We start from the raw sequence: 26,516 nt of genomic DNA on the forward strand, positions 1-26,516 counted from the left end.
TTGTTAATTTTCGTTAAAAATCGACCAGAAAATCTCGTTTGACAGATTTGTAAGCTGTGATTTCATCAAATTCTTCTATGGATTTCTGAAGTAGTTGCTTGTAGATTTTGTAGTTTTTATTTTTCGGAAACTTGAGTAAAATCTGATATTGATAAAGATTGTTGATCCTTGCTATCGGGGATTTTTCAGGTCCTAGAATGCATTCTTCTGGAATATATTTTCTAAGAACCGAACCGAGAAATTGCGAAGCTCTGTTCAGTTTATCTTCTTTCCTGTGTTTCAGCTCGATCATTATCAATTTCACAAACGGTGGATAAAGAAACTTTTTCCTTTCGTCAAGAAAATAATTGTAAATCTCTTTAACATTCTGATTTTTAATCAATTCAAAAACCGAATGTGACGGATTATAGGTTTGTATTAATATTTTTCCTTCTCCTGAAACTCGTCCGGCTCTTCCGGCTACTTGCGTAATCAATTGATAAGCTCTTTCCTCAGCCCGAAAATCCTGAACATAGATCAAAGAATCCGCCTTCGGAATTACCACTAATTCTATGTTTTCAAAATCCAAACCTTTGGAAATCATCTGTGTGCCGACGAGAATATCGGTTTCGCCATTTTCAAGCTTTTCGTAGAGTTTTTCGTACGCAAATTTCTTGCGCATTGAGTCAACATCCATTCTGTCAACCTCAGCTTCTGGAAATATATTTTTTGTCTCTTCTTCAATTTGTTCTACACCAATTCCTCTCGTATTCAAGTTATTACCGTGACAGCTTGGACAGAAAGTTGGTTTTGCTGCACGCTGTCCGCAATAATGGCATTTCAGTTCATTCGCAGCTTTGTGATAAGTCATTACAACGTCGCAATTACTGCAATAGGAAACGTGTCCACAGGTTTCACATTCGATAACATTAGCATAACCTCGACGGTTATGGAGAATAATTGTCTGTTTTTTTTCAGCGAGTTGTAGATTGATTTCATCCAGCATTTTCTGACTGAAATTTCCGATGATTTTTTTCTGATTCTGCGCTTCTTTGATGTCGATAATTTCAAATTTCGGAACATCCACATTTCCAAATCTTTCATTCAGCGAAACATATCGGAGTTTGTCTTTCATCGCCAGATCATAGCTTTCCAAAGATGGCGTTGCTGAACCAAGAATCAATTTTGAATTATAAAATTCTGCCAGCAGCATCGCCGCATCTTTTGCATTGAAAAAGAAATGGGCATCTCTGGACTTGTAGGCAGAATCGTGCTCTTCATCAACGATCACTAACCCTAAATTTTCAAAGGGAAGAAACAGAGAATTTCGGGTTCCGATAAGGATATTGAGTTCATTTTTTTTGATTTTTCGCCAGACTTCTACCCTTTCAAAATCCGTCAGTTTGTTATGATAAAATCCGAGTTTTTTGCCATATTTTTTTTCGAGCCGGATGGTGATTTGTTTTGTCAAAGCGATTTCCGGCAAAAGCAAAAGCACATTTTTATCTGAATTAATGCAGTCTTCAATTTTCTCAAGATAAATATGTGTTTTCCCGGAAGATGTGATTCCGTGGAGTAAAACGTTTTTATCTTCTTCGAATGCTTTATTAATTTCTGAAACTGCCAACTTCTGATTTTCAGACAATTGTTCGATCTCTTCGATCTCGCCTTCGTAAGAATTGATTCTATCTTTTTCGAGATAATATTCTGAAACCCAACCTTTTTCTATTAATGATTTGAGTTGTTGATTGACAAAATTTCCTTCATCAAAAATCAAAGATTTCCGAATTGGGGCTTTGGGTTCATCAATTTGTTTTGATAGTATATTAAGGAATAAATCTTTTTGTCTTTTAGCTTTATCAAGTTTCAAAAGAATCTTGCCCAAATTTTCAGAAAGCAAAGCGTCATCATTCACTTTCAGGTAAGCGATTTCTTTTGCTTTGTATTTTTCCGTGATCTTTTCGTCCACCGAAATATAACGTTCATCAATCAAAGCATTGATCGTTTTGATAATTTCTTTTTTAGGGATGAAAGCTTCGATCTCTTGCAGGTTCAGCATTTGACGAACTTCCAGAGCCTGAAGAAGATACGTTTCATTCGCATCAAGGTTTTGCCAGTCAATCGTTCTTTCTGATAATAATCTGACGTAAGTTTCGCTTTCCAATTTCAGAGAAGATGGAAATGCAAAACGGTAAATCTCCCCAAGATTGCAGAGATAATAGGAACTCATCCAATTCCAGAATTCCAATTGTTGTTTTGGAACAATTGGCTGATTATCAAGTAAGTTGATGATTTCTTTGGGAACAAAACTGTCTTCAAATTCATCGAATAATTCGGTAACAATTCCAGTGTAGATTTTCTTTCCACCAAACGGAATCAGAACGCGCATTCCAACTTCTATTTTATCCAAAAAATCCTCTGGAACTTTGTATGTGAAAGTTCCTTTGAGATTGAGCGGAAGAATGATCTGGGCGAAGTTCATTTTTTGTCAGAAGTCGGAAGTCTGATGTCAGAAGATTATAAGAATTGTGAAATTACGTTAGTATATGCTGTCATCTGAAAAGTAAAATTCTTACTTATCACCATAATGACCTTTTGCAGAAATGATTTCTACGATTACAATATTTTCTTCGACACTATAAATCAAGCGGTTTTTGCTGTCGATTCGTCTTGACCAAACGTTACCGTTTTTATGCTTCAGGCGTTCGGGTTTTCCAGTTCCAGAGTAAGGATTAATACGAATTTCATTAATAAATATATCAATTTTCTTTAAAGCCGATTTATTTCCCGATTTTCTGTAAAACAGGATGTCTTTTTCTGCTTCATCCGAAAGTTTTATATGATAATTCATAAACCTAATAATTCTTTCTGCGCCTCTATTGATAGTATTTTAGATTTTGATTTTCCTGTTTTCAAGTCCTTAATTCTTCTTTCCAATTCCGATACATTTTCCGGAACATCAAAATAAGGGTCATTGCTAGGACTTAAGCTTTCCGGTTTTTCTTCTTTAAAAACAAATTGTGCATCCAAAGCTTTCAAGACTTTTTTAAGTAATGACGCTTCTTTTCTGTTTCTTGGATGTATGATAATTGATGCTTCCATCGTATTTTATTTTATTAAATCTTTACGAATTTACAATTTTTAATTTTTGTTTAAAATATCATTTATTAATCGTCATAATAATTAAACCGTATAACTCTGAAATGCTTCTTCCAGACTTGCAAATTTCCCTTTGAACTCAGAGATTGGCGAATCCTGGATGATGTTTCCTTGGTGAATCAAAATCACACGTGAACAAAGCGCTTCTACTTCCTGCATAATGTGCGTGGACAAAATCACAGTTTTTTCTTTTCCGATTTCTTTGATGACGTTTCGGATTTCGACAATTTGATTGGGGTCGAGTCCATTGGTTGGTTCATCGAGGATTAATAGATCCGGCTCGTGTAGAATTGCCTGAGCGAGTCCGACACGTTGTTTGTAACCTTTGGAAAGTTGTGAGATTTGCTTGGATTTTTCCGGTGTAATTCCGACCAATCCTATCACTTCTTCTACTCTTTCCTTTTTAATGTTGTGAAGATTAGCGACGAATTGCAGATATTCTTTTACATACATCTCATTGTAAAGAGGATTGTTCTCCGGCAGGAAACCGATTTTCTTTTTGGATTCGATCTCGTTTTCCGTAATGTTTTTATCATTGAAGAGAATTTCACCTTCATCTATTTTCAGAACGCCTGTGATGGATTTCATCAAGGTGGATTTTCCGGCGCCGTTTGGTCCGAGAAGTCCAATGATTTCGTTATTTGAAATGCTTATGTTGATATCGTTGAGCGCAATCTGCTCTCCGAATTTTTTTGTGAGTCCTGAAATTTTTAAAGACATTCTTTTGTTGATTAAAAGATTAAAGAATTAAATAGATTAAAAAATTAGTCGATTCTTAATCTCTACAAAAATATGAAATTTACCGCATCTTTTTGAACGCAAAGGTCCGCAAAGATTTTTTGGAAATTATTGAAAATATTTTAAGGCTCGCAAAGGTACTTCGACAAGCTCAGTATAAACTACAAACTCATCAAAGGGATATAAATAAACATCCACTTTGTCATTCTGAAAGAATCTCAACAGTCTAGATTCCTACGGAAAGACAAAATTGTGTTGATTTTAATGATTGCAAAAGCTTGGATAAAAGAATAATATTTCAACCCTGCGAAGCGCGTCCCGACTTGAGTGGAGCTCTTTTTCTGACATTGCGACTGCAGAAAAGTTCTATTGTTAGCTTTAACGTCATTCGCAATGGCAGAAAAAAGCGGGAACGGAAGGCGGATAAAGACGCCCAAATTATTATTTTGTAACAAATTATTTTTATTTCTACTAACCGAATAGAGTTAAAGCCAGAATGGATTCTGAGAGAGAATTTTTAGAGAAGATCGATAAGCATAAAGGGATTATTTTCAAGATCTCCAAAATGTATATGGATAATCGCGACGATCAAAACGACCTTTTTCAGGAGATCGTTTATCAGGTTTGGAAGTCTTTTTCGACGTTCGAAGGAAAATCCGAATTCTCGACCTGGCTTTACAGAATTGCATTAAATACAGCGATTATTTTCCTGAAATCGGAAAAGCGACGAAGCTTTATTCAAAACGATGATGTTTCGGTTTACAAAATAAAAGAGGAAGATTACAACCTGGAAGACGAGCTGAAACTGAAGCAAATGTATGAAGCCATCCAAAAACTGAATCCGATTGACAAAGCTTTGATTTTCTATTATCTGGAAGATTTTTCGGGGAAAGAAATGGCAGAACAAATGGGAATCTCGGAAGGAAATGCAAGAGTGAAATTGAATCGGGCTAAAGAAAAATTAAAGGAATTAATTTTATAGCGGGCTTCGAGAGCCTCAGCCTGACAATTCTAACATCTAACATCTAACATCTAACATCTAACATCTAACAAAAATAAATATGGAACTCGATAATTTAAAATCACTTTGGAATAAGGAAGATGTTTCCGAAACGCCGGAGATTTCCAAAGAAAAACAAAAAGAAATGCATCATCCCCTGGAAAAAATCAGAAAAAATATGCGCAAAGAATTTTTGACAACCGTTATTTTTCTGCCTATTATTCTGGTGCTAATCTGGTTTTTCCCGATACCTTTCAGGTTCAAACTTTACATCGAAGTTCTTGTTGCCTCTATGACTTTGATAACCGTTTTCTTTTTTAGTAAATTTTTTAAGCTTTATAAAGAAATCAGCAATCCGACTTTGGTAACTTTTGATTCTCTGAAAGATTTGTTTCACCAGTTCGAGCTCAACAAGCAATATTATCTTTCCTTTTATCTGAGTTTTGTTCCTTTCTTTGTTTGTGAGATGATCATTGTTGTAGAATCTATTCCTTACACCCACCAATATACTAACGAATATCTGACTCTGATTTTCCTAGGCTCTGTTTTGTCTGGATTATTTTTTCTTTATTTTTTAGGAAATTGGTGGTTCGAATTTTTTTATGGCAAATACATTAAAAAGATTGAGGTTTTGGTTGAGGAGATGAAGAAATAAAGTATAGGTTAAAATTATCAATATTAAGGTCGCAGATTTAAAGATTTGCGGCTTTTTATTTTCATTAATAAGCATCTGATTTTCATAAGCTGAAAATTTTTGTAAATTTGCCAACTTATGGGACAAATCCTGGCAATCGACTACGGAAAAGCAAGAACGGGAATTGCCGTTACAGACGATATGCAGATCATTGCAAGCGGACTAACAACGGTTGAAACCCCAAAGCTGATGGATTTTCTGAAAAAATATTTTTCTGAAAATAAAGTAGATGAGATCGTCATCGGGCTTCCCATAGATCTGAAAGGAAATATGTCCGGAATAGAAACCGAGATCGGGAACTTTATCCCTGACTTCGAAAAAGAATTTCCGGAGAAAAAGATCAATCGTCTGGATGAACGTTTCACTTCCAAAATGGCTTCTTTTTTCATCAGCCAAAGCGGAAAGAACAAGAAGCAAAGACAGGAAAAAGGATTGATAGACAAAGTAAGTGCAACGATCATATTGCAGAATTTTTTAGAACAAAAAAGATGATTTTACCAATTAGAGCCTTTGGCGACGCGGTTTTGAGAAAAAAAGCACAGGAAATAGACAAAGATTATCCTGAGCTAAAGACACTTATCGAAAATATGTTCGATACAATGAATGGTGCCAACGGAATTGGTTTGGCAGCACCGCAAATTGGCTTGGATATTCGTCTTTTTATTATCGATGTTTCGCCGCTTGCAGATGATGAGGATTATGAAGATATTTCAGATGAACTGAAAGATTTCAAAAAAGTGTTCATCAATGCAAAAATATTGGAAGAATCTGGTGAAGAATGGAAATTCAATGAAGGGTGTCTCAGCATCCCGGAAGTCCGTGAAGATGTGAAGCGTAAATCCACCATCAAAATAGAATATTACGACGAAAATTTCGTTAAACATACCGATACTTTTCAGGACATAAGAGCAAGGGTTATTCAGCACGAATATGACCATATCGAAGGCATCTTATTCACCGATCATCTAAGTGCACTTAAGAAAAAGATCGTAAAAGGAAAACTTCAAAAGATCGCAAACGGCGAAGTAAGCGTGAATTACAAAATGAGGTTTCCAAAGTAAATAATATAATGTAAAATGTATAAAATATAATGTAATTATTACAGCCGACTTTTTACATTTGACAACCGACAATTATAAAATAGATTTAAAGAAAACATACTAAAATGCAGTTAGAAAAAATTATTTCAATCTCCGGAAAACCGGGACTTTTCAAATTGGTTTCTCAGCTAAAGAATGGATTTATCGTTGAAGATATCACAACCAAGAAAAAAACAAGCATCTCAAACTCAAGCCAGGTGAGCTTGCTGGATAATATTGCGATGTTTACTTTTGATAAAGAAGTTCCATTGTTCGAAGTTTTTGAAAACGTTGCAAAAAACTACGATTACAAACCAACCATCAGCCACAAATCTTCTGGCGATGAGCTAAGAGCTTTTATGACAGCTTCTCTTCCTAACTATGATGTAGAAAGAGTTTACGAATCTGACATCAAAAAATTGGCTCAATGGTACAATCTTTTGCATAAAGCAGGTTATATCACTCCGGAAAGTTTTGTAAAAACTGAAGAGCCTTCTGAAGTTGCAGTTGCTGAAGAAAAAACTGAAGCAGCAGAAGAGAAAAAAACGGCAGCTAAAAAGGCGCCTGCAAAAAAAGCGGCTCCAAAAACTGAGGAAAATACAGAAGAAAAGCCTGTAGCTAAAAAATCGGCAGCTAAGAAAACAACTAAAAAAGAAGATTAATTCCTCTCCCTAAATCCCTCTCCAACGGCGAGGGACTTTTAATAAATTTTAGAAAAAGGGAAAATTAATTTCAACTATAAAAACTCTCCCAGAAATGTTTATTTTTGAGAGAGTTTTTTATTATAGGTCTTCGAGAACCTCAGACTGAAAAGGTTAAAAACATTTCGACAGGCTCAATGTGACAATGCAGAGATTTTTTTTCACAATGTCATGCTGAGGCTCTCGAAGCATTCGCAATAAAATAAATTCCTTTTTATTATGAAAGTCATTTCACTTGTTCCATCGATTACGGAAACCTTATTTGATTTGGGTTTGAGTTCTGATGAAATTATTGGCAGAACAAAATTTTGCATTCATCCGAAAGAGCTGGTTAAAACTGTTGAGATTATTGGTGGAACGAAGAATCTGAATATTGATAAAATAAGATCTCTGAAACCCGACCTCATCATTGCTAATAAAGAAGAAAATGTCAAAGAACAGGTTGAGGAATTAATGAAAGACTTCAAAGTTTTGGTGACTAATGTTGAAACTTTGGAAGATAATTATTATTTGATAAAACAACTTGGACACATTTTAGGAAAAGAAGAAAAAGCGCAGTTTTTCAATCTGAAAACATACGAAGCTTTTGATATTCCGAAGCCTGAAAATAAATTGAAAGTGGCTTATCTTATTTGGAAAGATCCTTATATGACGGTTGGTGGCGATACTTTTATTTCAAGAATTCTGGAGGAATTGGGATTTCAAAACTTGTTTAAGGATCAAAAACGTTATCCCGAAGTTCAGCTGGAAGATTTGAGAGCTGCCAATCTCATTTTTCTCTCCTCAGAACCTTTTCCTTTTAAAGAAAAACATATTGCGGGAATCCAGGATATCTGTATTGATCAGAAAATTATGATTGTAGATGGCGAAGCTTTTTCCTGGTATGGATCGCACCTGGCAAAATGCGGGGAATATTATCAGGAACTTTTGAAAAAGATTTATTAAAATAAAAATCGCAAAAAATAAATTTGCGATTTTTATTTTTTTATTTCACTCAACTATTTATAAAACCTTCGCCACCTCCTCGCAAAGCCAGTTCAGCAATTCTTCGTCTTCTTTTGTGAAAGGGTCGATGGAATGACTGTCGATATCAATCTGTCCGATGTTTTCTCCGTCTTTGAAAATCGGAACTACGATCTCCGCCTTTGTATCGATGGAACAAGACAGATAATTATCCTGAGCATGAACATCCGGCACAACGAAAGTTTCTCCTGAAACCGCAACCTGACCACAAATTCCTTTCCCAAACGGAATGATAATATGATCTGTAACGGCACCAACATAAGGCCCTAAAATCAATTCATCTTTATCACCATTTTTAAAGTAAAATCCAGTCCAGTTGTAATATGAGATCTCCTTATCCAAAACCTGACAAACTTTTAGAAGTTTGACATTTGTATCTTGTGGACTTTCCAAGATGATTGAAAGTCGTTTTTTTAGTTCTACCATAGTTTTTATTTTAATCCTTCGAAAGTTAATTCTTTATACCCGAACATTCCCCGGTCTTTTATCATTTGAGCAACGCCATTTGGCAACTCCTCTTCCCAACCCTGATCGTGGGACATAATTTTTTTAAGAATCTCTCTCGAATAGATTTCTAAGAATTTTGGATTGTAATTTTCGATATCCACAATCCTCTTATTGAGTTTGAAATATTTGTATAATTCTTTCAGGTTATCATGAACTTTCAGGTTTTCTGAAGTCAGCAATTCGCCATTTTCAGGATCTTTGTACGGATACAGATAAACGCGCATATCTTTTTTAAAGAATTTACCAAACGCTTCCAGAATCCCGCCGGAAAGGTTTTTATAATATTCCTCATCGAAAACGTCTAAAAGATTGTTAACGCCCATTGCAACACCGATATGCTGATTTGTAAATGATGAGAAATAATCTACCATTCGGTAATATTCTGAGAAATTGGAAATCATTACCGTGTAACCTAAAGTTCCCAGAATATCGACCCTGTCAAGGAAATCCCGTTCGTCTATATCACCGGCAGCTCTTAGATTAGAAATTGTTATTTCAAAAAGAATTTGCGTATTCTCGCTGTCACAGGCATTATCCTGATTGAACATTTCTAGGCCGTGCTCGAACATATCTATATTAACTCGCGTTACCGGACGGAAACTTCCTCTTACCGCAAAAATATTTTTCTTATAAAGAATATCCGCCGGAAGCATATTATTTCCTTTGGAATTGAAGATAACCGCATCTGTCATTCCCAATTTTACCAATTGAAGACTCATCAGACGATTATCAACATACTGGAAAACCGGACCGCTGAAATCTATCATATCGATCTCCAGCCGATCCAGCGAAATATCATCGTACAAAGATTCTACGAGAACTCTTGGATTATCTGTGTAGAAATAAGCGCCATAAATCAGGTTAACACCAAGACTTCCCAAAGTTTCCTGCTGCAAAGTCGGATTGGTCTCTTTGAATTTGACGTGGATTACGATCTCATTATACTCTTCACTTTCCACATTTTGATATCGGATTCCTACCCAGCCGTGACCTTTGGAAGTTTTATCAAAATTGATTGTAGTTACAGTGTTAGCATAGGAAAAGAATTTTTTCCCGGGATTTTTTTCCCTTGGGATTCTTTCTTCGATAAGGGCCATTTCGTAGCGCAACATCTTACGAAGACGGTTTTGCGTAACGTATCGGTTTTTATTTTCGGTACCGTAGATAGCATCACTAAAGTCCTTATCATAAGCAGACATCGCTTTTGCAATCGTTTGAGAAGCACCACCAGCTCTGAAAAAATGTCTCACAGTTTCTTGACCCGCTCCTATCTCCGCAAATGTTCCGTAGATGGATGAATCTAAATTGATGGCTAATGCTTTCTGCTTAGGGGTAAGTTTTGGCTTTATCACGAAGAATTAGATTTATTTTGTAAATTTACCAAAATAACAGCAAAAATAAAAATGCTTTTAAAATTTTTAGGAACCGGTACTTCACAAGGCATTCCTGTTATCGGCAGCCATCATCCGGTCTGCCTATCCAACAACCCAAAAGACAAGCGTTTACGCACTTCTGCACTCGTAACTTCTGACTCGGGAAAGAAGATATTAATTGACTGCGGACCCGATTTTCGGCAGCAAATGTTGACAAATCACGAAGAACAGATTGATGCAGTTCTAGTAACGCACGAACATAACGATCATATTATCGGTCTGGATGATCTTCGTCCTTTGATCTTTAAAAATAAAACTTCGATGCCGATCTATTGTAATTCGCGTGTTGCAGCAGAGATTAAAGATCGTTTCCCTTACGCATTTATTGAACATAAATATCCCGGAGCGCCAAGTTTTGACTTATTTGAAATTGAGGAAAATTTCACATTATTTGATGAAATAGAAGTTCAGCCGATTGATATCATTCATTCTGAAATCAATATTCTTGGGTTTAAATTTAAGAATCTCGCCTACATTACCGATGCAAGCAAAATTGATGCACAGGAAAAAGAAAAACTGAAAAACCTGGATGTCTTCATCATCAATTGTCTCAGGAAAACAGAACCTCATCATTCGCACTTTATCCTTCCGGAAGTTTTGGAATTGGTAGAAGAGTTGAAGCCTGAAAAAACTTTTTTAATTCATATCAGTCATCATTTGGGATTCCATGATGAAGTAGAAAAAGAGCTTCCAGATAATGTTCATTTGGCCTATGATGGTTTGGAAATTGAATTTTAATCAAAATATATTTTTGATTTACAGTTCATTAAAAAATAAAAATAAAAATAATCAGAAATCATTTTTATCGGCTGAAAAATATTTCTATATTTGCACACCAATTTAAATCAATGCCCAGTTGGCGGAATTGGTAGACGCGCTAGACTCAAACTCTAGTATCGAAAGATGTGCCGGTTCGATTCCGGCACTGGGTACAGAACCACTGAAATTTCAGTGGTTTTGTTTTTCATTAATTAAATCATTTTCAACCTCTCCTCTTCCAGATCGATCTGATATAATTGCTGTCGGATGATCTCTTCATTGATGTTAGGATCTTTATTAAGTTCTGACAGATATTCCCGCTGAACTTCAAGCATTTCGATAAATATTATTTTTGTTTTTTCATTCATCCAGCTGTCGTCCGTTGCTTTTGCACGTTCTTCCCAATGTTTGAGAAACATTTCCAGTCCTGTGTGGTCTTTCAGTTCATTTTCATATTTGGATTTAAGAAATTGATAAATGTGATGTTTCAGATCTTTTTTAATTCTTTGTTTTGTAACTTCTTCATTTTCTTCAGCAAAAATACCATCAAAAAATCCAGTTTTTCTTATAATATAAGGTAATGTAAGACCCTGAACTAAAAGTGTAAGCAAAATTACAACGAATGTGATGAACAGAATTAAATTTCTGTGCGGAAAAGCTTCTCCATTACTCAACGTTACCGGAATCGCCAATGCCGCAGCCAATGAAACTACACCCCGCATTCCTGTCCAGCCCAACAATAGCGGCATCATCCAACGTCTTTTTCGGGAAGAAGCGTGAGGTTTTACACTTGGGCGGAATATCATTGTAGAAATTAATGCGGCATACGAACTTATTATTCTTGCAGCTATGAGAATTGCAGTCACCAAAACACCGTAACCGACTGCAGTTTCTAATGGAATATGGTCTTCGTTGAGTCCATCTACAATTTCCGGTAGTTCTAATCCTATGATGAGAAAAACAATGCCATTAAGGATAAATATCAGACTTTCCCAAACACTGTATCCCTGAATCCGGCTTGTGCTATTCAGAAATATTAATCGTCTTGTTGACATGAATAGTCCACCACAAACTACAGCTAATACGCCGGAACTGTGTAATTGTTCTGCAATCCAATACATCAGATAAGGTTCAATAATAGTGAGTGCAATATCAGAAGGTGCATCTGTTGGCAGGAGTTTATGCGCCTGCACGAAAAACCATCCCAACAGCAAGCCAACACCAATACCGCCAATTACCATCCATAAAAAACTCATTGTTGCATCCTGCCATATAAAATGACCTGTTCCAACCGCCACAAGGGCAAAACGAAAAATTATCAATGATGATGCATCATTCAGGAGGCTCTCACCTTCCAGAATTGTGGAAGTAGATTTAGGAATTTTCACAAATCTTGTAATTGCACCTGTGCTTACTGCATCCGGCGGAGAAACAATACCTCCAAGCAAAAATCCTAATGCAATTGTAAATCCGGGAATAAAATGATTCGTGATCAATGCTACAGATAATGCCGTAAAGAAAACGACAAGAAATGCAAAGCTTCCTATAATACGCCACCATTTTTTCATCTCTTTAAAAGAAATAGACCAGGCCGCTTCAAATAACAATGGTGGAAGGAAAATGAAAAAAATCAGGTCAGGATCTATTTTTATGATAGGCAATCCAGGGATGAAACTTATAAACAAGCCTCCAACAACCAATAAAATTGGATAAGCAATTTTAAGTTTGGAGGCAAACATATTCAGTAATACTATTACAGCTATCATCGCCAGTAGAAAAGGTAAAAGACTATGCATCAAAAAAATGTTTTTGTTAAGATACAAAAATAACTAATGGTATAAATCTCAAATCATTTCGATACAAATTATGACATCCATCATACCTCTTTACAGATTCTTTAATAATTTAACATTTTTAATAAATTTTCAAAAATATTAATACTGATTTTCGTCAGTAATGACTAACCTAACAAATGTCATATCTAAATATTCATCAACCTTTATTAATAAAAGGCAAATTAGAAATTAATAAAATTTTAACATTTAGATAAAATCGATAAGTATTATTTAAAAAAATTATCAATAATACAATCGATAGAGTTTATAAGATTTTTGTCATCACAATATAATATTGTAATTGTTATTAACCTCATACCTTTGACCTATCAATAATGAAAGATAAATAATTATAACAATCAAATTTTATGAAAATGAAAACAACAAAAAATCTAATCAGTATGAGCTTAGTATTGGCAGGTTTACTTTTACCGCAATTATCAAATGCACAGAAAATAAGTCAAAAGTCTACCAATATAAAAATAAACGGGACTTCTACCTTGCACGATTGGGATATGAGTTCTGCACAGTCAACTTTTACAGGAAATGTTTCAGGAAACGTAATTACGGATGTAAGGTTTGTGATGAAAGCCGAAAGCCTGAAAAGTAAAGAATCTGCAATGGATAAAAATGCTTACAAAGCTTTGCAAACATCTAAATATCCGGAGCTTACATTCGTCTCAAGTTCTATCCTGGCAAGCGGAACTTCTACAATTACTGGTAATCTTACCATATCAAATGTTACCAGAACCGTAAAAATACCGGTTACAGTTACTAAAAATGGTGCTTCCTATATTATCAAAGGAAATACAAAAATAAAAATGTCAGCTTTTGGAATCAAACCTCCAACATTTATGATGGGAACTATCAAAACCGGTGATGATCTTTCTATCGACATCAATATCAATGCAACCAATTAATTAAACTATTTAAATATCTGTTATCATGAAAAGAAATCTATTAAAAGCAAGTTTCATAGCTGCTTTAGCAATAACAAGCCTGCTTCAGGCTCAGGAAAACCAATTAGATAATTTGAAACCAAGAGATAAACGAGGATTAACCGTTTTTGAAAATCCAAAAGACACGGTTTCAACTTTTGATCACTTGCGAGTGAAAGTAGGCGGCGCATTTGCCTTACAATTCCAGGGTATAAAACATGAGAGCAATGCAACTCCTGTTTTTAATGCTGCAGGCGTTAATACAAACCAGCTCTACCCTATAGGCAATAATATCAACCTGCCAACTGCAAATCTGGATCTTGACGTTGCTTTATACGATGGAGTCAACCTTCACTTAAGAACCTTTCTATCTTCTCGTCATCACACGGACACGTACGTAAAAGGCGGATATTTGCAAATTGACAAATTGGACTTCATCGAAAAAGGATTTGCAGAAGACCTTATGAAATATACGACGATCAAAATAGGTCAGGATCAGATCAATTACGGTGACGCACAGCTTAGAAGAACCGATAATGCTTACGCCATTCTTAATCCATTTGTCGGTAACTATCTGATGGATGCATACGCAACATTCCCTTTTGCTGAGGTATACTACAGAAGAAACGGCGTGATCGTAATGGGAGGTATTACCAATGGAAAACTGAACCAAACCGCTACAGGAGGAACAAGTCCCGGAATCTACGGAAAATTAGGATATGACAAACAATTGACAAATGACCTAAGAATCAGACTGACAGGATCAGTTTATAATATCGCCAGAGCACCAAGACTTGACTTCTACAACGGTGACAGAGCTGGCTCACGATATTATTTCGTAATGGAAAATACAGCGGCTACTTCTGCTGACCAGATGAGATCCGGGATGGTAGATCCTGACTTTCAAAATACGATGACCTCATTTATGATCAACCCGTTTGTGAAATACAAAGGACTGGAGTTCTTCGGAATCTTCGAATCTGCTTCCGGGCGTAATCTTGCAGAAACCGAAAGAAGAACCTACAACCAATATGCGGCAGAACTTCTTTACAGATTTGGCAATACAGAGAACTTCTACTTTGGAGGACGATACAATAAAGTAGACGGGAAACTAGTCACAGGACAAGATATCTCTGTAGACAGATTCAATGTTGGAGGCGGCTGGTTTATGACCAAAAACATTCTTACAAAATTGGAATATGTCAACCAGACTTATGACGGATACCCTACCACAAACATCCGATACGACGGTAAATTCAATGGATTCGTATTAGAAGCAGTGATAGCTTTCTAAATATTCAGTTAACAGAAGCAGAGGAGACTCTCGGGCCTTCTCTGTTTTAAAATCAAAAGTCATGAAAACTTTCTATCTTTTACTTTTCTTCTTTATTTCTGTAATAAGAATCGATGCTCAGGAAAACTATGTTCAGATCAACGGGAGCACCAATATCAATAACTTCCAGTGTGTCAACAACAAATTCAAATCAGAAGTAGGTATTTATAATTTTTCCGAACAAAAACTTCCAAACATTATCCTGAAAGTAAGCGATTTTGACTGCGGAAACAAGATGATGACAAAAGATTTTCAAAAGATCCTGAATGCAGAAAAGTATCCTGAGATGACCATCAAATTTCTCAACTTCACAAAAACTCAAAAAAATTTTTTAGCCGTTGTAGAAGTTAAGATGATGAATCAAAGCAAACGCTATAACATAGAATTCGGGATAGAAAACAAAAAATTGATAGGCCGGAAAAATGTAAAATTCAGTGATTTTAACATCACTCCACCAAAAAAAATGGGCGGAATGATCGTTGTCAAAGATGATCTCAATCTCACCTTCAGCCTGTCAACAAAAACTTAAAATACTTTTTCATATAATTAGATTTTTCAATTCAGCATCATCAGTTTTCTGGTGATGCTGTTTTTATTTCCTACTACAAGTTCTTAGAAGTTGAGATATCAAAAAAACGCTGAACATCTTCCAGTGTTTGACAATTTGAGTTGTTTAAAAATATTAATTTTAACAAAAATAATTTAGCGATTTCTTTAAACATAAGGATTGAGTCTACACCAATTGGTAATTCTATCCTATTATGTAAATATTTATCTCTTATTTTATAAATCGTATTTACTTTGCCAGCAATTTCAGCATCAAAATTATTTATCAATTTTGGTAAAATATTATTTTTTAAGTAGATTAAACCTTTTCCCTTAGTATTTGATTTAGGAATAATAACTCTTTCAAAAAATGAAACTAACCATACTAATCTAATATGTAAGTTTTGGGTTGAATTTATATTTCCATAATCATTGATTAGAGATTCTATTTCAAAATATAATTCATTTTTCTTATTATTCTTTAAAAATTCCGAAATATTTTCTAAGCCTTCTTTTTTAAACTCATTAAAAGAATTAGAACTTATTTCAACGGGCACAGCAGATGATTTTTTAGAACCAATAATTGTATGAAAATCACTATTATTAGTATACGAAAAATATTCAGTAACATCATTATTCATATCATTAAAATCAACATTAAAAAGGTTTTTTTTATTTAAAGATTCTAAACTTAAAAATATTTTTAAAGCATTTATTGATAATTCAACTTGTTTTTTAGCTTGAGATAATGCTTTATTATGAACACCAGAAAAACTTGTTGTTATTAATAATTTGTTTAAAAAAGATTTGTTATACATTAAAAATGCCTCATCATCTTTTTCAGAAATATTAATACTATTATGATTAATCTCTATCAATCTCTCTTCAAAAAAATTTTCTTCTAATGACTTAAATTCGCAATTTCCGACAACGAAATTATCCTCAATTGCCAAATTATTCACTTTAAAATAAAATATATGATCATTTTTTTCTTTTTCAATATTTAATAAAAGATAATTATACAAATCAAAATCTGCTTTACTTTTTGAATACACCTCTATAATCCATCCAAAAACCTTTTTTTCAATAAATTCAAAATCACAATTCTCATAAATAAAATTATCATTTAATAATTCTTCTACAAGATTTTTTAAGAGTTGATAATTTTTTCTATCTAATCCTACTTTTTTATTATCCAAAATAACATTCGCAGAAATATTATTATTTAAAATATCAGTCTCATAAATTGTAAAATATACTGTTTTGCGAACATCTATTTTTCCGATGCACTCAGAATCACCAATAAATTTTTTTCTATCTACAGAATTCCCATTTTTCTTTTCCAAATCTTTTATAAATAAAAGATTAATTAAATTATATGCTGTTTTATTTATTTCATTTATATCCATAATCAAATTTAGAAAATAAATGATTTCCAAATTCGTAAATTTGCAATGTGAATATCAATCAGACCGATCTTAATGAATTAGAATTTCCGGAACTTCTTTCGGAGATCGCCCCTTTCGCTTTCTCGCCGAAAACGGCAGACAAAATAATGGAACTTCGGCCGATGCCAATTGACGAAGCCGAAGTTTCTTTAAAAAAAACCTCAGAATTCCTTTCGAGTTTTGAAAGTTCAACCGCTGTTCCATTTGACGAATACGAAGATATCGAAGAAGAACTGAAACTGATGCTGATCGAGAATTTCCGGCTGGAAAACAAATCATTCATCAGGATCAAAACCATTACAGAGCAGATCGGAAAACTGCAAAGATTCTTTCCTCAGCTTTCCGAACTTTTCCCAACGCTTCTGGAAGAAATAAAAGACATCGAATTCCGAAAAGAAATTGTTGACAAAATAGATAAAGTTTTCAACCGTTTCGGGGACGTAAAAACCGAAGCATCACCAATTTTAAAAACTTTAAGAACAGAAATCCAGCACGCCAGAAAAACGATTGACGAGAACTTCAATCGTGCGTTATTCAATTACGGACAAAGTGATTTTCTGGATGACATCAAAGAAAGCATCATTGAGGATCAACGGGTTTTAGCCGTAAAATCCGGATTTAAAAAGAGAGTTTCCGGACGCGTTTTAGGAATTTCAAAAACAGGTTCTATCACCTTCGTTCAGCCGGAAAGTGTTGTAAAACATTACTTTAAGCTGAAAGAAAATCAGGAAGAAGAGAAAAAAGAAATCGATAAAATCCTTAGAAAACTGACAGCCGAAATTGCTGCATTCCAACCACAACTTTCGGATTATCAATCTTATATATTTGATTTGGATCTGATAAGAGCAAAAGCGAAATTCGCAGAACAGATCAATGGAATTTTACCAAAAATCAACAGGCATCAAACCTTGAGATTACGTGAAGCCTTTCATCCACTACTCTGGATCAGAAACAAAGCAGAGAAAAAAGAGATCTTTTCTCAAACCATTTCATTAACGGAACACAACAGGATCGTCTGTATCTCGGGACCAAATGCCGGCGGAAAATCCATCACGCTTAAAACCGTTGGCCTTCTGCAACTCATGATCCAAAGCGGAATCCTAGTGCCTTGTCATCCAAAATCCGAAATGTTTTTTTTCGAGAAAATAATGACGGACATTGGTGATAATCAATCCATAGAAAATCACCTTTCCACCTACTCTTCCCGACTGAAAAAAATGTCTGGGATGATCCGTGAAGCAGATGGTAAATCGCTTTTACTAATTGATGAATTCGGGACAGGTTCCGATCCGGAATTGGGTGGGGCATTAGCAGAAAGTTTTCTGGAATTTTTCTATGATAAAAAGAGTTTCGGGATTATTACAACGCACTATACAAATATTAAATTGGTTGTGGAAAATCTTCCTGCAGCCACAAATGCAGCGATGCTTTTTGATGAACATTCATTGGAACCACTTTACAAATTAGAAGTCGGGCAAGCCGGAAGTTCTTTCACATTTGAAGTCGCTGAGAAAAACCGGATCCCGAGATTCATCATTACTTCTGCTAAGAAAAAAGTGGAACATGACATCGTGAATCTTGATAAAACGATTGTGAAACTTCAGCAGGAAAAATTCGAGGTCGAAAAGATAAAATCCGATCTTTCGGAAAAAAGAGATTCTGTAGAAGATAAGCGTGACAATCTTCAAAAACTGAACGAGCAGCTTCAGCAAAAACTTCATAATTTTCAAAAATTATATGAAGATGAACATCGTAAACTGCAATTCGGAAATAAGATAGAATCCTTTATCGACAGCTATGTAAAAGGAAAATCCCGAAAAGATGTTGTGAAAGATTTTGTAAAGATTTTGGAACAGGAAAAGTTTCGGAAAATTGGTATTGACAAAGACGAAAGCAAACGTCTGCAAGTCATCAAACGGAAGATCACACAACAGCTAAAAAAAGAAGATGTTCAGGAAAAGATCGTGGAGACCAACGAAAAACTGGAAGAAAAACGTGTGGCTGAACGAGCAGTCTGGATGAAAATCGGTCAGCGTGTCCGCATCAAGGGAAGTACGAGTGTGGGAACTATTGACGAAATCAAAAAAAATAAAGTTTCCGTCAATTATGGAACTTTTAAAACCACAATTGATTCTAGTGAGTTGGAGAGGATTTAGATTTTTTTAGAGTTTAAAAATATTGAAACCTTATGTAGATTCTGCATTGTTATCATTATCAGTTTTAATTTTTTCCAATGACTGAATCAGATTATTGAGTTGCTGTGGATTTAGCCATTTTAAAAGTACTTTTTCCTTGATTTCCTTTTTCCGATAGGACTTAATAGTGAATACCATTTCGTAGCCCTGGATTTTTTTTACAATTGCAAAATTTTTGAGTTTTCTGGATGGAAATTCAATACTCCGGGAGTATAATTCATTTTCTAAGGGATGAAAAATTTTGATGCTAATGACTTCTCCGGAATATTCAAATGTGAACGTTCGTATATTGATGAAGATGAGAATCAATATTACTATTATAAAACCTGTAACTGCAATTAAAATTTCTTTTTTTACGATATGAAGAAGAAATATGATAACACCAAAAATAATACAAAAAAAATCAGTCCTAGAATTAGATGCATTGATAATCTAACTGCTTTATAATTTGAAATTTTCTTTTAATACTGAAATTATTTTTTTTAAAAGTTAACAGAAAGCGTTTGAAAAACAGAAAGGAGGTACACAGCCTCCTTTCTTGTTTGTTACTTAAAAAATAACATTTTTCTTCACTGACAGAAACTAAAGTCAGGTACTATATATAAAATTTGTGTTCTGAAAAATAATTTGTTGAAATAGTTTTTACACATTCCAATTGTAAATTATTAGACTACAAATAAAAAGAAGAGTCAAAAATAAACAGCAAAAAACAGATACTCAAAAGATACTCTATTTAAAAAATCAATTGAAAATCAATAAAATACAAAAATGAAAAGCGACTTAGCAAAAATGATCTGTGAGAATAAATCCCAAGTGATATCACTGATCAGGCTTTAAAATGTTCTTTTAACCACACATAAAAATCCTCATTGGTAGAGATTTTAAGTTTTTTTCTGAGAATATATTTTCTGTTCTGGATGGTACGCACAGATTTGTACGTGATTTCGGCAATTTCCTTGGTTTCAAAATTCATATAGATATATGCCAGCAACACAAAATCACTATTCTGGATAGAAGGACTGATTTTGATCAATCTGGTTTCAAAGTCGGGATGGATTTCCAAAAAGAGCCTGTAAAAATTAGGGTGATTATTTTTTGCCAGTTCGTATAATTCTTTGATGCTGCTATTGAGCTTCGATTTCAATTCTAAGGTTTCCTGCTCTTTCTGGAAGATTATTTTCCTTTTTTCAGAAAGTCGTTGTTCGTTGCCTCTTATGATATTCTGTCTTTTTCTGGCCCTGATTCTGTAGATTATCATAACTAATAAAATAACTACGATACATAAAACTGCAAAAGTTTTAATCAAAAAATTAGATTTTTCGATCGATTTATTTTCTTCTTCATCCAAAATGGCACTTACCGCTTTTCGTATATTAGCAGGATTCCTTTGAAGATTCTTTTCATTCTCCCGATAATATTTTATAAGATATTTTTTCTGGTTTTCGGGTTGGTTCAAAAGAGTGTATAAATCTGCAATCTTTTTATATAAAGTAATCTTATAGTCCAGAATGTCAATTTTCCTGTATTCTATATCATCTATGCTTTTCAGATAGTATCTGAGAGCCTCAGAATAATTTTTCTGGTCAAAGTAGTAATCTCCAAGAGCAATATAAGGTGTTGATTTTGACTCTTTAGTTTCATTTTCTACGATCGAAAGTGATTTATTAAAATAATACAGCGCAGAATCTCTTTTTTTATAAAAATTTAGATAAATATAGCCTTTATTAGCATAGATATTAGAAAATGCAGCTTTGATATGTTTTGATTTTAACAGCAAAGGTTCTTTTGAATAGGCTTCTACAACTGCCATAGACTTTACAGCCATTTTATAATTGTCCATATTCATGTAACAAGCTGCAATATTGCCGTACGCTCTGAGATTAATCCTGGCTGCTGCAGGACTTTTTTCATTTTTCAGAAGAGAGATGATCTCCCTGTTTTCCTTCAGAACTTCGGTATCTAAATGCAGCTTCCCATAGTTGACAGAATTTTCTTCCTTTACAAGGGCCTGTAGAATAAGGTCTTTCTCAAAGTGTTCCTCATTCTTTGCTTTTTCCAAATATTCGAAGCTCTCCTTATTCAGACCAAGAAAACCAAGCGTTTTTGCCATATAAACATAGCTGTATGCTTTCTTCTCCGAATTATTAATCTTTTCCGAGATCAGGCTGGCTTGCTTGGCATACCTTAAGGCTTTCATTCTGTCAATCCAGGCATATTCCTGATTGAGATCCAGTAAAGTATCAATCTGCGCGATTTCCTTTTGCTGAGAAAAAGCAAACGATGATAATAGTACAAAAGAAAGAACATATTTTTTTAAAAACCAATTCATAAAATCCTAACAGGCAAACATTTTGAAAATATTATGACCATTGCAAATTAAATAATAAGTATTCAGCGAACAAAAAATAAGTTGTGTGTATTAAAATAAAAAGCGATCAGATTTTGATCGCTTTTATTTTTATGCGTGAAAGTGAGATTTCACTTCTTCCAGAACCTGCTCTTCGCTGAGTTGCGAATCTGTTCCGAGTTTGATATTGAGATTTTTGTATTGCGCTGTTTCCAAAAGATGATTTCTCAATTCTTCCTGAGAAGTTCCTGGTCCGGTAATGTACAAATCTGTACTGTTGGTGATCAGTTTTTCGATCTCCTTGTAGAATTTCAATTTGTTGGATTGTTCCGCATTATTCGCTGCATTTTCGCTGGAGTTACCGTGTTGGATTTCAGCTTTTACCGTTTCTTTCACTGCAAATTCAGTTACTTCCTGCGTATCGTGATTGGTTACTACGATTGCTTTTGTACCGTCTATCCAAAGTCCGGCTGCTTTTTTATCACTCATAATTTATTATTTGAATGATAACTCTCAAGGTTCGTGCTAATGCGCTGTTAAGGAACGTTAAAAGTTGAAATTAATGATAATAAATATCCTCATACATCACGCCAGCTTCGATTCTAACAGACAGCTTATTCTTTTCCGGAACGATTGGACAATTGTAATCCAAAGCATTATAAGCACAATATGGCTGATAAGACTGGTTGAAGTCCAGAATAATTTCATTTCCTTCGGGAATTCTTAGATCCATATATTTTCCGCCGCCATAAGTTTCTTTGCCGTTCGTATCGTCACGGAATGGAAGAAAAAGATAATCTTTATATTTCTCCATTTTCATCAGATCCAGACTTTGATAGATCGTCAACGAATAATTCTTTCCATCGATTTCGAAATCAGCTTTTCCAAATTCCTGATATTTCTTAAAATTGCCGGAAGAAGTCGGCAGTTCGAAAGGAACGGGGTTTTCAGTTTTGGTAAATTTTGCCTTTATTCTATATTTCAGATCAATTGGAAAGAATGGATGTTGTTTGAATTTCCTCAGATTTTCACCTCTCAATGGAGATTCTTTCGGATTAAGATATTCAACATTCAGATCATTTTGAAACTTTTTTATAGCTTCAACATCTTCGTTCTTCGTCTGAGAATTCAGAAACAAAGAGAATATGACGAATAAGAAACTTAATTTTTTCATAGTTTAATATAGATACAACTTTTAACATAAAGTTTGTCATTCCGTAGGAATCTCAGCAGTCTGGATTCCTACGGAATGACAAATACGTGTTAAAAAAAATTATTATTTATTAGGTTCATCTTTCGGATCGGCAATGATTTCTACTTTTTCTACTTTGGTTTTCTTTACCAGAAAATATTTATCAAAAGTCGATTTAAAAATAGGAACATCATCATCTTCACCCATCAGAAATCCCCAGGACTGGAGGCCTTCTACCCGATCAAAAACAATTTTCATTATCGCCAGAACAGGAATTGTCAAAAGCATTCCGGCAATTCCCCAAAGCATTTCGCCAATCACCAAACCGATAATTACAATCAGCGAATTGATCTTCACTTTGGAACCCACAACTCTCGGCATAATGATGTTTCCGTCTATAGCGTGTATGACGACAATAGCAATTACAATAAACAAAACATGACTGATTCCCGATGTTGCAAACGTAATCAAAGCGCCAATTAATAAAGCCGTGAAAATTCCGATGTAAGGAAGAATATTCAGGATACCTGTAAGGATAGCGAGCATAAAATTATATTTGACACCGATAATTGTGTAGGCAATCAAAGATAAAATCGTCACGATCAACATTTGAAGAAAAAGTCCAACCAGATATTTTTTGACCATAAACTGAATGTTCTCAATGATTTCAAACACAGTTTTATGATAAGTTTCGGAAAAACTGGCGACCAAAAATTTAAGCAAATGTGTTCTGTACAAAAGGAAAAACAAGGTAAATAAAAATGTAAAAGCTGTCAGCATCAAGACATAACCAATGGATGTCAGTGCTTTTTCCAGAATCGCTGTTCCCGTACTGATGGATTTTTTTGCTGTATCATTCAAATATAAAAGCTGATCTTTCCTTCTGACACCAAAAGTTCTGGAAATCCAGCCCTGAAGATCATCAATCAAATCAACAAATTGTTTCTGAAACTGCGGCCAGTCGTTTGCCAGCTTGGCTACCTGAAGTGATAAAACGTAGATCACTCCTCCAATAATCGCCAAAGCTAAAAGACTTGCTAAAATAGATGACACACTTCTTGGTAGCCGTAATCTTTTTTCCATAAAACGGCTAAGCGGCATTAGCAAAATGGCAATCAGCAGCCCTAAAACCATCGGAATCAGAATCTGCTCGCCGACAATAGCCAGAAATCCTAAAATAACAATACTGATTAATATCGACGAAAGTTTGAGGTAAAAAGGATAGGTTTGATTCATATATTAGAGTTTAGGTTTTAGAAGTGAGAAGTTAGATTAAATTCTAACATCAAATTACTAATATCTTTCAAAATTATTTTCCAATCAGAAAAACAGCAGGAATTTTATGCAGTTCCGGTTTATGTTTCTTCCAATCGTTGATTGTTTTGGTTTGGATAAATTCATTTTCAGGATCGTTGATGTTGGCTGCGATGCAGAGTTTTGTATTTGGATTCAGGAATTTTGTCAGATCTTCGAAAAGCGGATTATTGCGATATGGTGTTTCCATAAAGATCTGCGTATATCCGGTTTTCTCAACAAGACTTTCCAGATTCTGAATTTCCTTTTTCTTCTTTTCTTTTTCGATTGCCAAGTATCCGTTAAAAGAAAATTGCTGTCCATTAAAACCGCTCGCGATCAAAGCCAAAACGAAAGAACTTGGTCCGTTTACCGGAATAACTTTGACATTGTTTTTATGAGACCAGCCAACGATGATATTTCCCGGATCACCGATACAAGGCAAACCAGCTTCTGACAACAGCCCGAAATCTACACCTTCTTTCATCAGTTTTTGTGCTTCTCTCAAATCTGCTGTTTCGGAATATTTGTCGAGAAGAAATAATTTCAGTTCCGGTTGTTTCTTTTCCGGCGCGAAAAATTTGATGACTTTTCTGGCCGTTTTTTCATTTTCCACAAAATAATGATCGACATTCATAATGATATCTTTGATCGTTGGTGCAAAATAATCGACTGGAGAATTCTCGGAAAGGTAAGCTGGTAAAAGGTAAAGCATTTTCTATTGTATTAATGTAAAATGTAGAAAGTAAAAAGTATTTACATTCTTTTGTCATTCCGAAGGAATCTCAACAGTTAAATTAAGTTCATCTCCATTAGGTTTCTTTCGGAGTGACAAAATTACATTTTAATGTTGATTCTTGATTGATGTTGAACTTATCTCAGATTTATTTATTTTTATTTGAATCGATGAACCACTTCGTTAGGTTTGAACGGAGCTCATTTTTTTTGCGTTGGCAAAGCTTTGGCAAAAAATAGCGGGAGTGGAAGGTGGATAAAGCTGCCCAAATCATTACAAGGTTAATTCAAAACTTCTTTTAAACGTTCTTTGTCCAGGCGGTTTTCCCAATTGGAAACGACAACTGTTGCAACGGCATTTCCAATAACATTCGTAACGGCGCGGCATTCTGACATAAATTTGTCAATACCGAGAATCAATGTCATCCCGGCAATCGGGACTTCGGGAACAACCGCCAGAGTCGCTGCCAATGTTATAAAACCTGCACCGGAAACGCCTGCAGCACCTTTGGAACTCAACATCGCAACCAAAAGTAAACCAAGTTGATGCTCCAAAGTGAGATGAATATTGCAGGCCTGAGCAATAAATAACGCCGCCAAAGTCATATAAATATTAGTCCCATCTAAATTGAATGAATAGCCCGTCGGAACTACCAAACCAACTACGCCTTTTTCGCAGCCCGCATTTTCCAGTTTTTTCATCAGCCCGGGAAGTGCAGGTTCGGAAGAACTGGTACCTAAAACCAATAGAATTTCGTCTTTTAAATATCTTAGAAATTTGAAAATATTGAATCCATTGTACCAGGCAACGCTTCCTAAAATCAAAACCACAAATAATGCGGAAGTGAGATAAAAGGTTCCGACGAGCATGGCGAGATTTTTCAGAGACTCAACGCCGTATTTGCCAATTGTGAAAGCCATCGCTCCGAAAGCGCCTATTGGTGCGAGTTTCATCAATATTTCTACAATTTTAAAAACCGGAATGGTCAAGGTTTGAAGGAAGTCATAAACGGGATAACTTTTCTCGGAAGTGATTGCCAAAGCAACACCAAACAAAATAGCAACCAATAAAACCTGCAGGATATTATCGCCGGTCAAAGGACTGAAAAGCGTTTCCGGAATGATATTGAAAATAAAACTGACCAAAGAATTATCGTGCGCCGCTTTTACATATTTCTCGATTTCTGCACCATTCAAAGTATTTGGATTGATATTAAGACCTTTTCCAGGCTGAACAATGTGGCTGACAATCAAACCGATAATCAATGCCAGTGTCGAAAATGTAAAAAAGTATATGAACGCTTTTCCTGCAACTCTTCCGACTTTTTTGAGGTCGCTCATTCCGGCAATTCCGGTAGAAACCGTAAGGAAAATAACGGGTGCAATGATCATCTTCACGAGTTTGATAAAACCGTCGCCCAATGGTTTCATCTTCTCGCCCAGATCCGGATTAAAATATCCGAGTGAAACACCGAAAATAATTGCTATCAAAACCTGAATATAGAGATGCTGATAGAATTTTTTAGGTTTCAAAGGTTTTTGTTCAATGTCAAAATTCATAAGAATAGCTTGTCCTACAAAT

General features: G+C 34.9%; 26 protein-coding genes and 1 tRNA gene. 12 read left to right on the forward strand and 15 right to left on the reverse strand.

Annotated features, from left to right (window positions below):
- Positions 1–13: 13 nt before the first annotated feature.
- From priA to ACFJGY_RS13395, 4 genes are all read right to left on the reverse strand, one after another.
- Positions 14–2,461, reverse strand: a complete 2,448-nt coding sequence (gene priA, locus ACFJGY_RS13380; protein WP_379964727.1) for a primosomal protein N' — start codon at positions 2,459–2,461, stop codon at positions 14–16.
- Between the two features lie 90 nt (positions 2,462–2,551).
- Positions 2,552–2,830 (reverse strand): Txe/YoeB family addiction module toxin, encoded by a 279-nt coding sequence (locus ACFJGY_RS13385; protein WP_379964729.1) that lies wholly within the window; start codon positions 2,828–2,830, stop codon positions 2,552–2,554.
- On the reverse strand, positions 2,827–3,081 hold the full coding sequence (locus ACFJGY_RS13390) for a hypothetical protein (protein WP_379964731.1): 255 nt from the start codon (positions 3,079–3,081) through the stop codon (positions 2,827–2,829). Before ACFJGY_RS13390 ends, ACFJGY_RS13385 begins: the two co-directional genes overlap by 4 nt.
- 81 nt (positions 3,082–3,162) lie before the next feature.
- The gene (locus ACFJGY_RS13395) at positions 3,163–3,858 is read right to left on the reverse strand and encodes an ABC transporter ATP-binding protein (protein WP_379964733.1); all 696 of its coding nucleotides are present in this window, start codon (positions 3,856–3,858) and stop codon (positions 3,163–3,165) included.
- Positions 3,859–4,372: 514 nt separating this feature from the next.
- On the opposite strand from ACFJGY_RS13395, the gene ACFJGY_RS13400 reads away from it, so the two are divergent.
- The 6 genes from ACFJGY_RS13400 to ACFJGY_RS13425 all read left to right on the forward strand — a co-directional run bounded on the left by ACFJGY_RS13400 (position 4,373) and on the right by ACFJGY_RS13425 (position 8,295).
- Positions 4,373–4,858 (forward strand): RNA polymerase sigma factor, encoded by a 486-nt coding sequence (locus ACFJGY_RS13400; RefSeq protein WP_379964735.1) that lies wholly within the window; start codon positions 4,373–4,375, stop codon positions 4,856–4,858.
- Positions 4,859–4,937: 79 nt separating this feature from the next.
- Positions 4,938–5,531: a hypothetical protein gene (locus ACFJGY_RS13405; protein ID WP_379964737.1), complete on the forward strand. Its 594-nt coding sequence runs from the start codon at positions 4,938–4,940 to the stop codon at positions 5,529–5,531.
- Between the two features lie 117 nt (positions 5,532–5,648).
- The gene (ruvX, locus tag ACFJGY_RS13410) at positions 5,649–6,062 is read left to right on the forward strand and encodes a Holliday junction resolvase RuvX (RefSeq protein ID WP_379964739.1); all 414 of its coding nucleotides are present in this window, start codon (positions 5,649–5,651) and stop codon (positions 6,060–6,062) included.
- Positions 6,059–6,631 carry a peptide deformylase gene (def, locus tag ACFJGY_RS13415; RefSeq protein ID WP_379964741.1) on the forward strand — a complete coding sequence of 191 codons (573 nt, stop codon included), beginning with the start codon at positions 6,059–6,061 and terminating at the stop codon, positions 6,629–6,631. The genes ruvX and def overlap by 4 nt, the downstream gene beginning before the upstream one ends.
- Positions 6,632–6,735: 104 nt before the next feature.
- Complete coding sequence (locus tag ACFJGY_RS13420; RefSeq protein ID WP_379964743.1) at positions 6,736–7,311, forward strand: DUF5606 domain-containing protein; 576 nt, start codon at positions 6,736–6,738, stop codon at positions 7,309–7,311.
- Positions 7,312–7,569: 258 nt separating this feature from the next.
- Positions 7,570–8,295 carry an ABC transporter substrate-binding protein gene (locus ACFJGY_RS13425; RefSeq protein WP_379964745.1) on the forward strand — a complete coding sequence of 242 codons (726 nt, stop codon included), beginning with the start codon at positions 7,570–7,572 and terminating at the stop codon, positions 8,293–8,295.
- Between the two features lie 57 nt (positions 8,296–8,352).
- On the opposite strand, the gene ACFJGY_RS13430 is transcribed toward ACFJGY_RS13425, so the two are convergent.
- The gene (locus tag ACFJGY_RS13430) at positions 8,353–8,799 is read right to left on the reverse strand and encodes a GAF domain-containing protein (protein WP_379964747.1); all 447 of its coding nucleotides are present in this window, start codon (positions 8,797–8,799) and stop codon (positions 8,353–8,355) included.
- A 5-nt stretch (positions 8,800–8,804) separates the two neighbouring features.
- On the reverse strand, positions 8,805–10,229 hold the full coding sequence (locus tag ACFJGY_RS13435) for a TonB-dependent receptor (protein ID WP_379970185.1): 1,425 nt from the start codon (positions 10,227–10,229) through the stop codon (positions 8,805–8,807).
- A 54-nt stretch (positions 10,230–10,283) separates the two neighbouring features.
- Between ACFJGY_RS13435 and ACFJGY_RS13440 the strand changes: the two genes are divergently transcribed.
- Entirely contained in the window at positions 10,284–11,051 is a 768-nt protein-coding gene (locus ACFJGY_RS13440) for an MBL fold metallo-hydrolase (RefSeq protein WP_379964749.1), read from the forward strand.
- A gap of 112 nt (positions 11,052–11,163) precedes the next feature.
- Positions 11,164–11,245 (forward strand) — tRNA-Leu (locus ACFJGY_RS13445).
- A 39-nt stretch (positions 11,246–11,284) separates the two neighbouring features.
- Here ACFJGY_RS13445 and ACFJGY_RS13450 read toward each other — a convergent pair.
- On the reverse strand, positions 11,285–12,868 hold the full coding sequence (locus ACFJGY_RS13450) for a Na+/H+ antiporter (protein WP_379964751.1): 1,584 nt from the start codon (positions 12,866–12,868) through the stop codon (positions 11,285–11,287).
- A 413-nt stretch (positions 12,869–13,281) separates the two neighbouring features.
- On the opposite strand from ACFJGY_RS13450, the gene ACFJGY_RS13455 reads away from it, so the two are divergent.
- From ACFJGY_RS13455 to ACFJGY_RS13465, 3 genes are all read left to right on the forward strand, one after another.
- Positions 13,282–13,827: a YceI family protein gene (locus ACFJGY_RS13455; protein WP_379964753.1), complete on the forward strand. Its 546-nt coding sequence runs from the start codon at positions 13,282–13,284 to the stop codon at positions 13,825–13,827.
- 25 nt (positions 13,828–13,852) lie between these two features.
- Complete coding sequence (locus ACFJGY_RS13460) at positions 13,853–15,139, forward strand: hypothetical protein (protein WP_379964755.1); 1,287 nt, start codon at positions 13,853–13,855, stop codon at positions 15,137–15,139.
- Between the two features lie 61 nt (positions 15,140–15,200).
- Positions 15,201–15,707, forward strand: coding sequence for a YceI family protein (locus tag ACFJGY_RS13465; protein WP_379964757.1), 507 nt, complete (start codon positions 15,201–15,203; stop codon positions 15,705–15,707).
- A gap of 73 nt (positions 15,708–15,780) precedes the next feature.
- On the opposite strand, the gene ACFJGY_RS13470 is transcribed toward ACFJGY_RS13465, so the two are convergent.
- On the reverse strand, positions 15,781–17,163 hold the full coding sequence (locus ACFJGY_RS13470; protein WP_379964759.1) for a hypothetical protein: 1,383 nt from the start codon (positions 17,161–17,163) through the stop codon (positions 15,781–15,783).
- A gap of 17 nt (positions 17,164–17,180) precedes the next feature.
- Between ACFJGY_RS13470 and ACFJGY_RS13475 the strand changes: the two genes are divergently transcribed.
- Positions 17,181–19,328 (forward strand): DNA mismatch repair protein MutS, encoded by a 2,148-nt coding sequence (locus ACFJGY_RS13475; protein WP_379964761.1) that lies wholly within the window; start codon positions 17,181–17,183, stop codon positions 19,326–19,328.
- 30 nt (positions 19,329–19,358) lie between these two features.
- On the opposite strand, the gene ACFJGY_RS13480 is transcribed toward ACFJGY_RS13475, so the two are convergent.
- The 7 genes from ACFJGY_RS13480 to ACFJGY_RS13510 all read right to left on the reverse strand — a co-directional run bounded on the left by ACFJGY_RS13480 (position 19,359) and on the right by ACFJGY_RS13510 (position 26,494).
- Positions 19,359–19,676 carry a hypothetical protein gene (locus tag ACFJGY_RS13480; protein ID WP_379964763.1) on the reverse strand — a complete coding sequence of 106 codons (318 nt, stop codon included), beginning with the start codon at positions 19,674–19,676 and terminating at the stop codon, positions 19,359–19,361.
- 517 nt (positions 19,677–20,193) lie between these two features.
- Positions 20,194–21,696 carry a hypothetical protein gene (locus tag ACFJGY_RS13485; RefSeq protein WP_379964765.1) on the reverse strand — a complete coding sequence of 501 codons (1,503 nt, stop codon included), beginning with the start codon at positions 21,694–21,696 and terminating at the stop codon, positions 20,194–20,196.
- Positions 21,697–21,825: 129 nt separating this feature from the next.
- The gene (locus ACFJGY_RS13490; protein WP_379964767.1) at positions 21,826–22,203 is read right to left on the reverse strand and encodes a hypothetical protein; all 378 of its coding nucleotides are present in this window, start codon (positions 22,201–22,203) and stop codon (positions 21,826–21,828) included.
- A 70-nt stretch (positions 22,204–22,273) separates the two neighbouring features.
- Positions 22,274–22,888 (reverse strand): DUF1684 domain-containing protein, encoded by a 615-nt coding sequence (locus ACFJGY_RS13495; protein ID WP_379964769.1) that lies wholly within the window; start codon positions 22,886–22,888, stop codon positions 22,274–22,276.
- A 102-nt stretch (positions 22,889–22,990) separates the two neighbouring features.
- Entirely contained in the window at positions 22,991–24,142 is a 1,152-nt protein-coding gene (locus ACFJGY_RS13500) for an AI-2E family transporter (RefSeq protein WP_379964771.1), read from the reverse strand.
- A 73-nt stretch (positions 24,143–24,215) separates the two neighbouring features.
- Positions 24,216–24,914, reverse strand: a complete 699-nt coding sequence (locus tag ACFJGY_RS13505) for an SAM-dependent methyltransferase (protein WP_379964773.1) — start codon at positions 24,912–24,914, stop codon at positions 24,216–24,218.
- Between the two features lie 302 nt (positions 24,915–25,216).
- Positions 25,217–26,494, reverse strand: coding sequence for a dicarboxylate/amino acid:cation symporter (locus ACFJGY_RS13510; RefSeq protein WP_379964775.1), 1,278 nt, complete (start codon positions 26,492–26,494; stop codon positions 25,217–25,219).
- Between the last annotated feature and the right edge of the window lie 22 nt (positions 26,495–26,516).

The sequence above is a fragment of the Epilithonimonas sp. UC225_85 genome, from assembly GCF_042695135.1.
Lineage (GTDB): Bacteria > Bacteroidota > Bacteroidia > Flavobacteriales > Weeksellaceae > Epilithonimonas.

Bases quoted from the DNA above. Each gene is read 5' to 3' on its own strand.
- priA (WP_379964727.1), bottom strand. From the start codon at position 2,461: ATGAACTTCGCCCAGATCATTCTTCCGCTCAATCTCAAAGGAACTTTC.
- ACFJGY_RS13385 (WP_379964729.1), bottom strand. From the start codon at position 2,830: ATGAATTATCATATAAAACTTTCGGATGAAGCAGAAAAAGACATCCTG.
- ACFJGY_RS13390 (WP_379964731.1), bottom strand. From the start codon at position 3,081: ATGGAAGCATCAATTATCATACATCCAAGAAACAGAAAAGAAGCGTCA.
- ACFJGY_RS13395 (WP_379964733.1), bottom strand. From the start codon at position 3,858: ATGTCTTTAAAAATTTCAGGACTCACAAAAAAATTCGGAGAGCAGATT.
- ACFJGY_RS13400 (WP_379964735.1), top strand. From the start codon at position 4,373: ATGGATTCTGAGAGAGAATTTTTAGAGAAGATCGATAAGCATAAAGGG.
- ACFJGY_RS13405 (WP_379964737.1), top strand. From the start codon at position 4,938: ATGGAACTCGATAATTTAAAATCACTTTGGAATAAGGAAGATGTTTCC.
- ruvX (WP_379964739.1), top strand. From the start codon at position 5,649: ATGGGACAAATCCTGGCAATCGACTACGGAAAAGCAAGAACGGGAATT.
- def (WP_379964741.1), top strand. From the start codon at position 6,059: ATGATTTTACCAATTAGAGCCTTTGGCGACGCGGTTTTGAGAAAAAAA.
- ACFJGY_RS13420 (WP_379964743.1), top strand. From the start codon at position 6,736: ATGCAGTTAGAAAAAATTATTTCAATCTCCGGAAAACCGGGACTTTTC.
- ACFJGY_RS13425 (WP_379964745.1), top strand. From the start codon at position 7,570: ATGAAAGTCATTTCACTTGTTCCATCGATTACGGAAACCTTATTTGAT.
- ACFJGY_RS13430 (WP_379964747.1), bottom strand. From the start codon at position 8,799: ATGGTAGAACTAAAAAAACGACTTTCAATCATCTTGGAAAGTCCACAA.
- ACFJGY_RS13440 (WP_379964749.1), top strand. From the start codon at position 10,284: ATGCTTTTAAAATTTTTAGGAACCGGTACTTCACAAGGCATTCCTGTT.
- ACFJGY_RS13450 (WP_379964751.1), bottom strand. From the start codon at position 12,868: ATGCATAGTCTTTTACCTTTTCTACTGGCGATGATAGCTGTAATAGTA.
- ACFJGY_RS13455 (WP_379964753.1), top strand. From the start codon at position 13,282: ATGAAAACAACAAAAAATCTAATCAGTATGAGCTTAGTATTGGCAGGT.
- ACFJGY_RS13460 (WP_379964755.1), top strand. From the start codon at position 13,853: ATGAAAAGAAATCTATTAAAAGCAAGTTTCATAGCTGCTTTAGCAATA.
- ACFJGY_RS13465 (WP_379964757.1), top strand. From the start codon at position 15,201: ATGAAAACTTTCTATCTTTTACTTTTCTTCTTTATTTCTGTAATAAGA.
- ACFJGY_RS13485 (WP_379964765.1), bottom strand. From the start codon at position 21,696: ATGAATTGGTTTTTAAAAAAATATGTTCTTTCTTTTGTACTATTATCA.
- ACFJGY_RS13490 (WP_379964767.1), bottom strand. From the start codon at position 22,203: ATGAGTGATAAAAAAGCAGCCGGACTTTGGATAGACGGTACAAAAGCA.
- ACFJGY_RS13495 (WP_379964769.1), bottom strand. From the start codon at position 22,888: ATGAAAAAATTAAGTTTCTTATTCGTCATATTCTCTTTGTTTCTGAAT.
- ACFJGY_RS13500 (WP_379964771.1), bottom strand. From the start codon at position 24,142: ATGAATCAAACCTATCCTTTTTACCTCAAACTTTCGTCGATATTAATC.
- ACFJGY_RS13505 (WP_379964773.1), bottom strand. From the start codon at position 24,914: ATGCTTTACCTTTTACCAGCTTACCTTTCCGAGAATTCTCCAGTCGAT.
- ACFJGY_RS13510 (WP_379964775.1), bottom strand. From the start codon at position 26,494: ATGAATTTTGACATTGAACAAAAACCTTTGAAACCTAAAAAATTCTAT.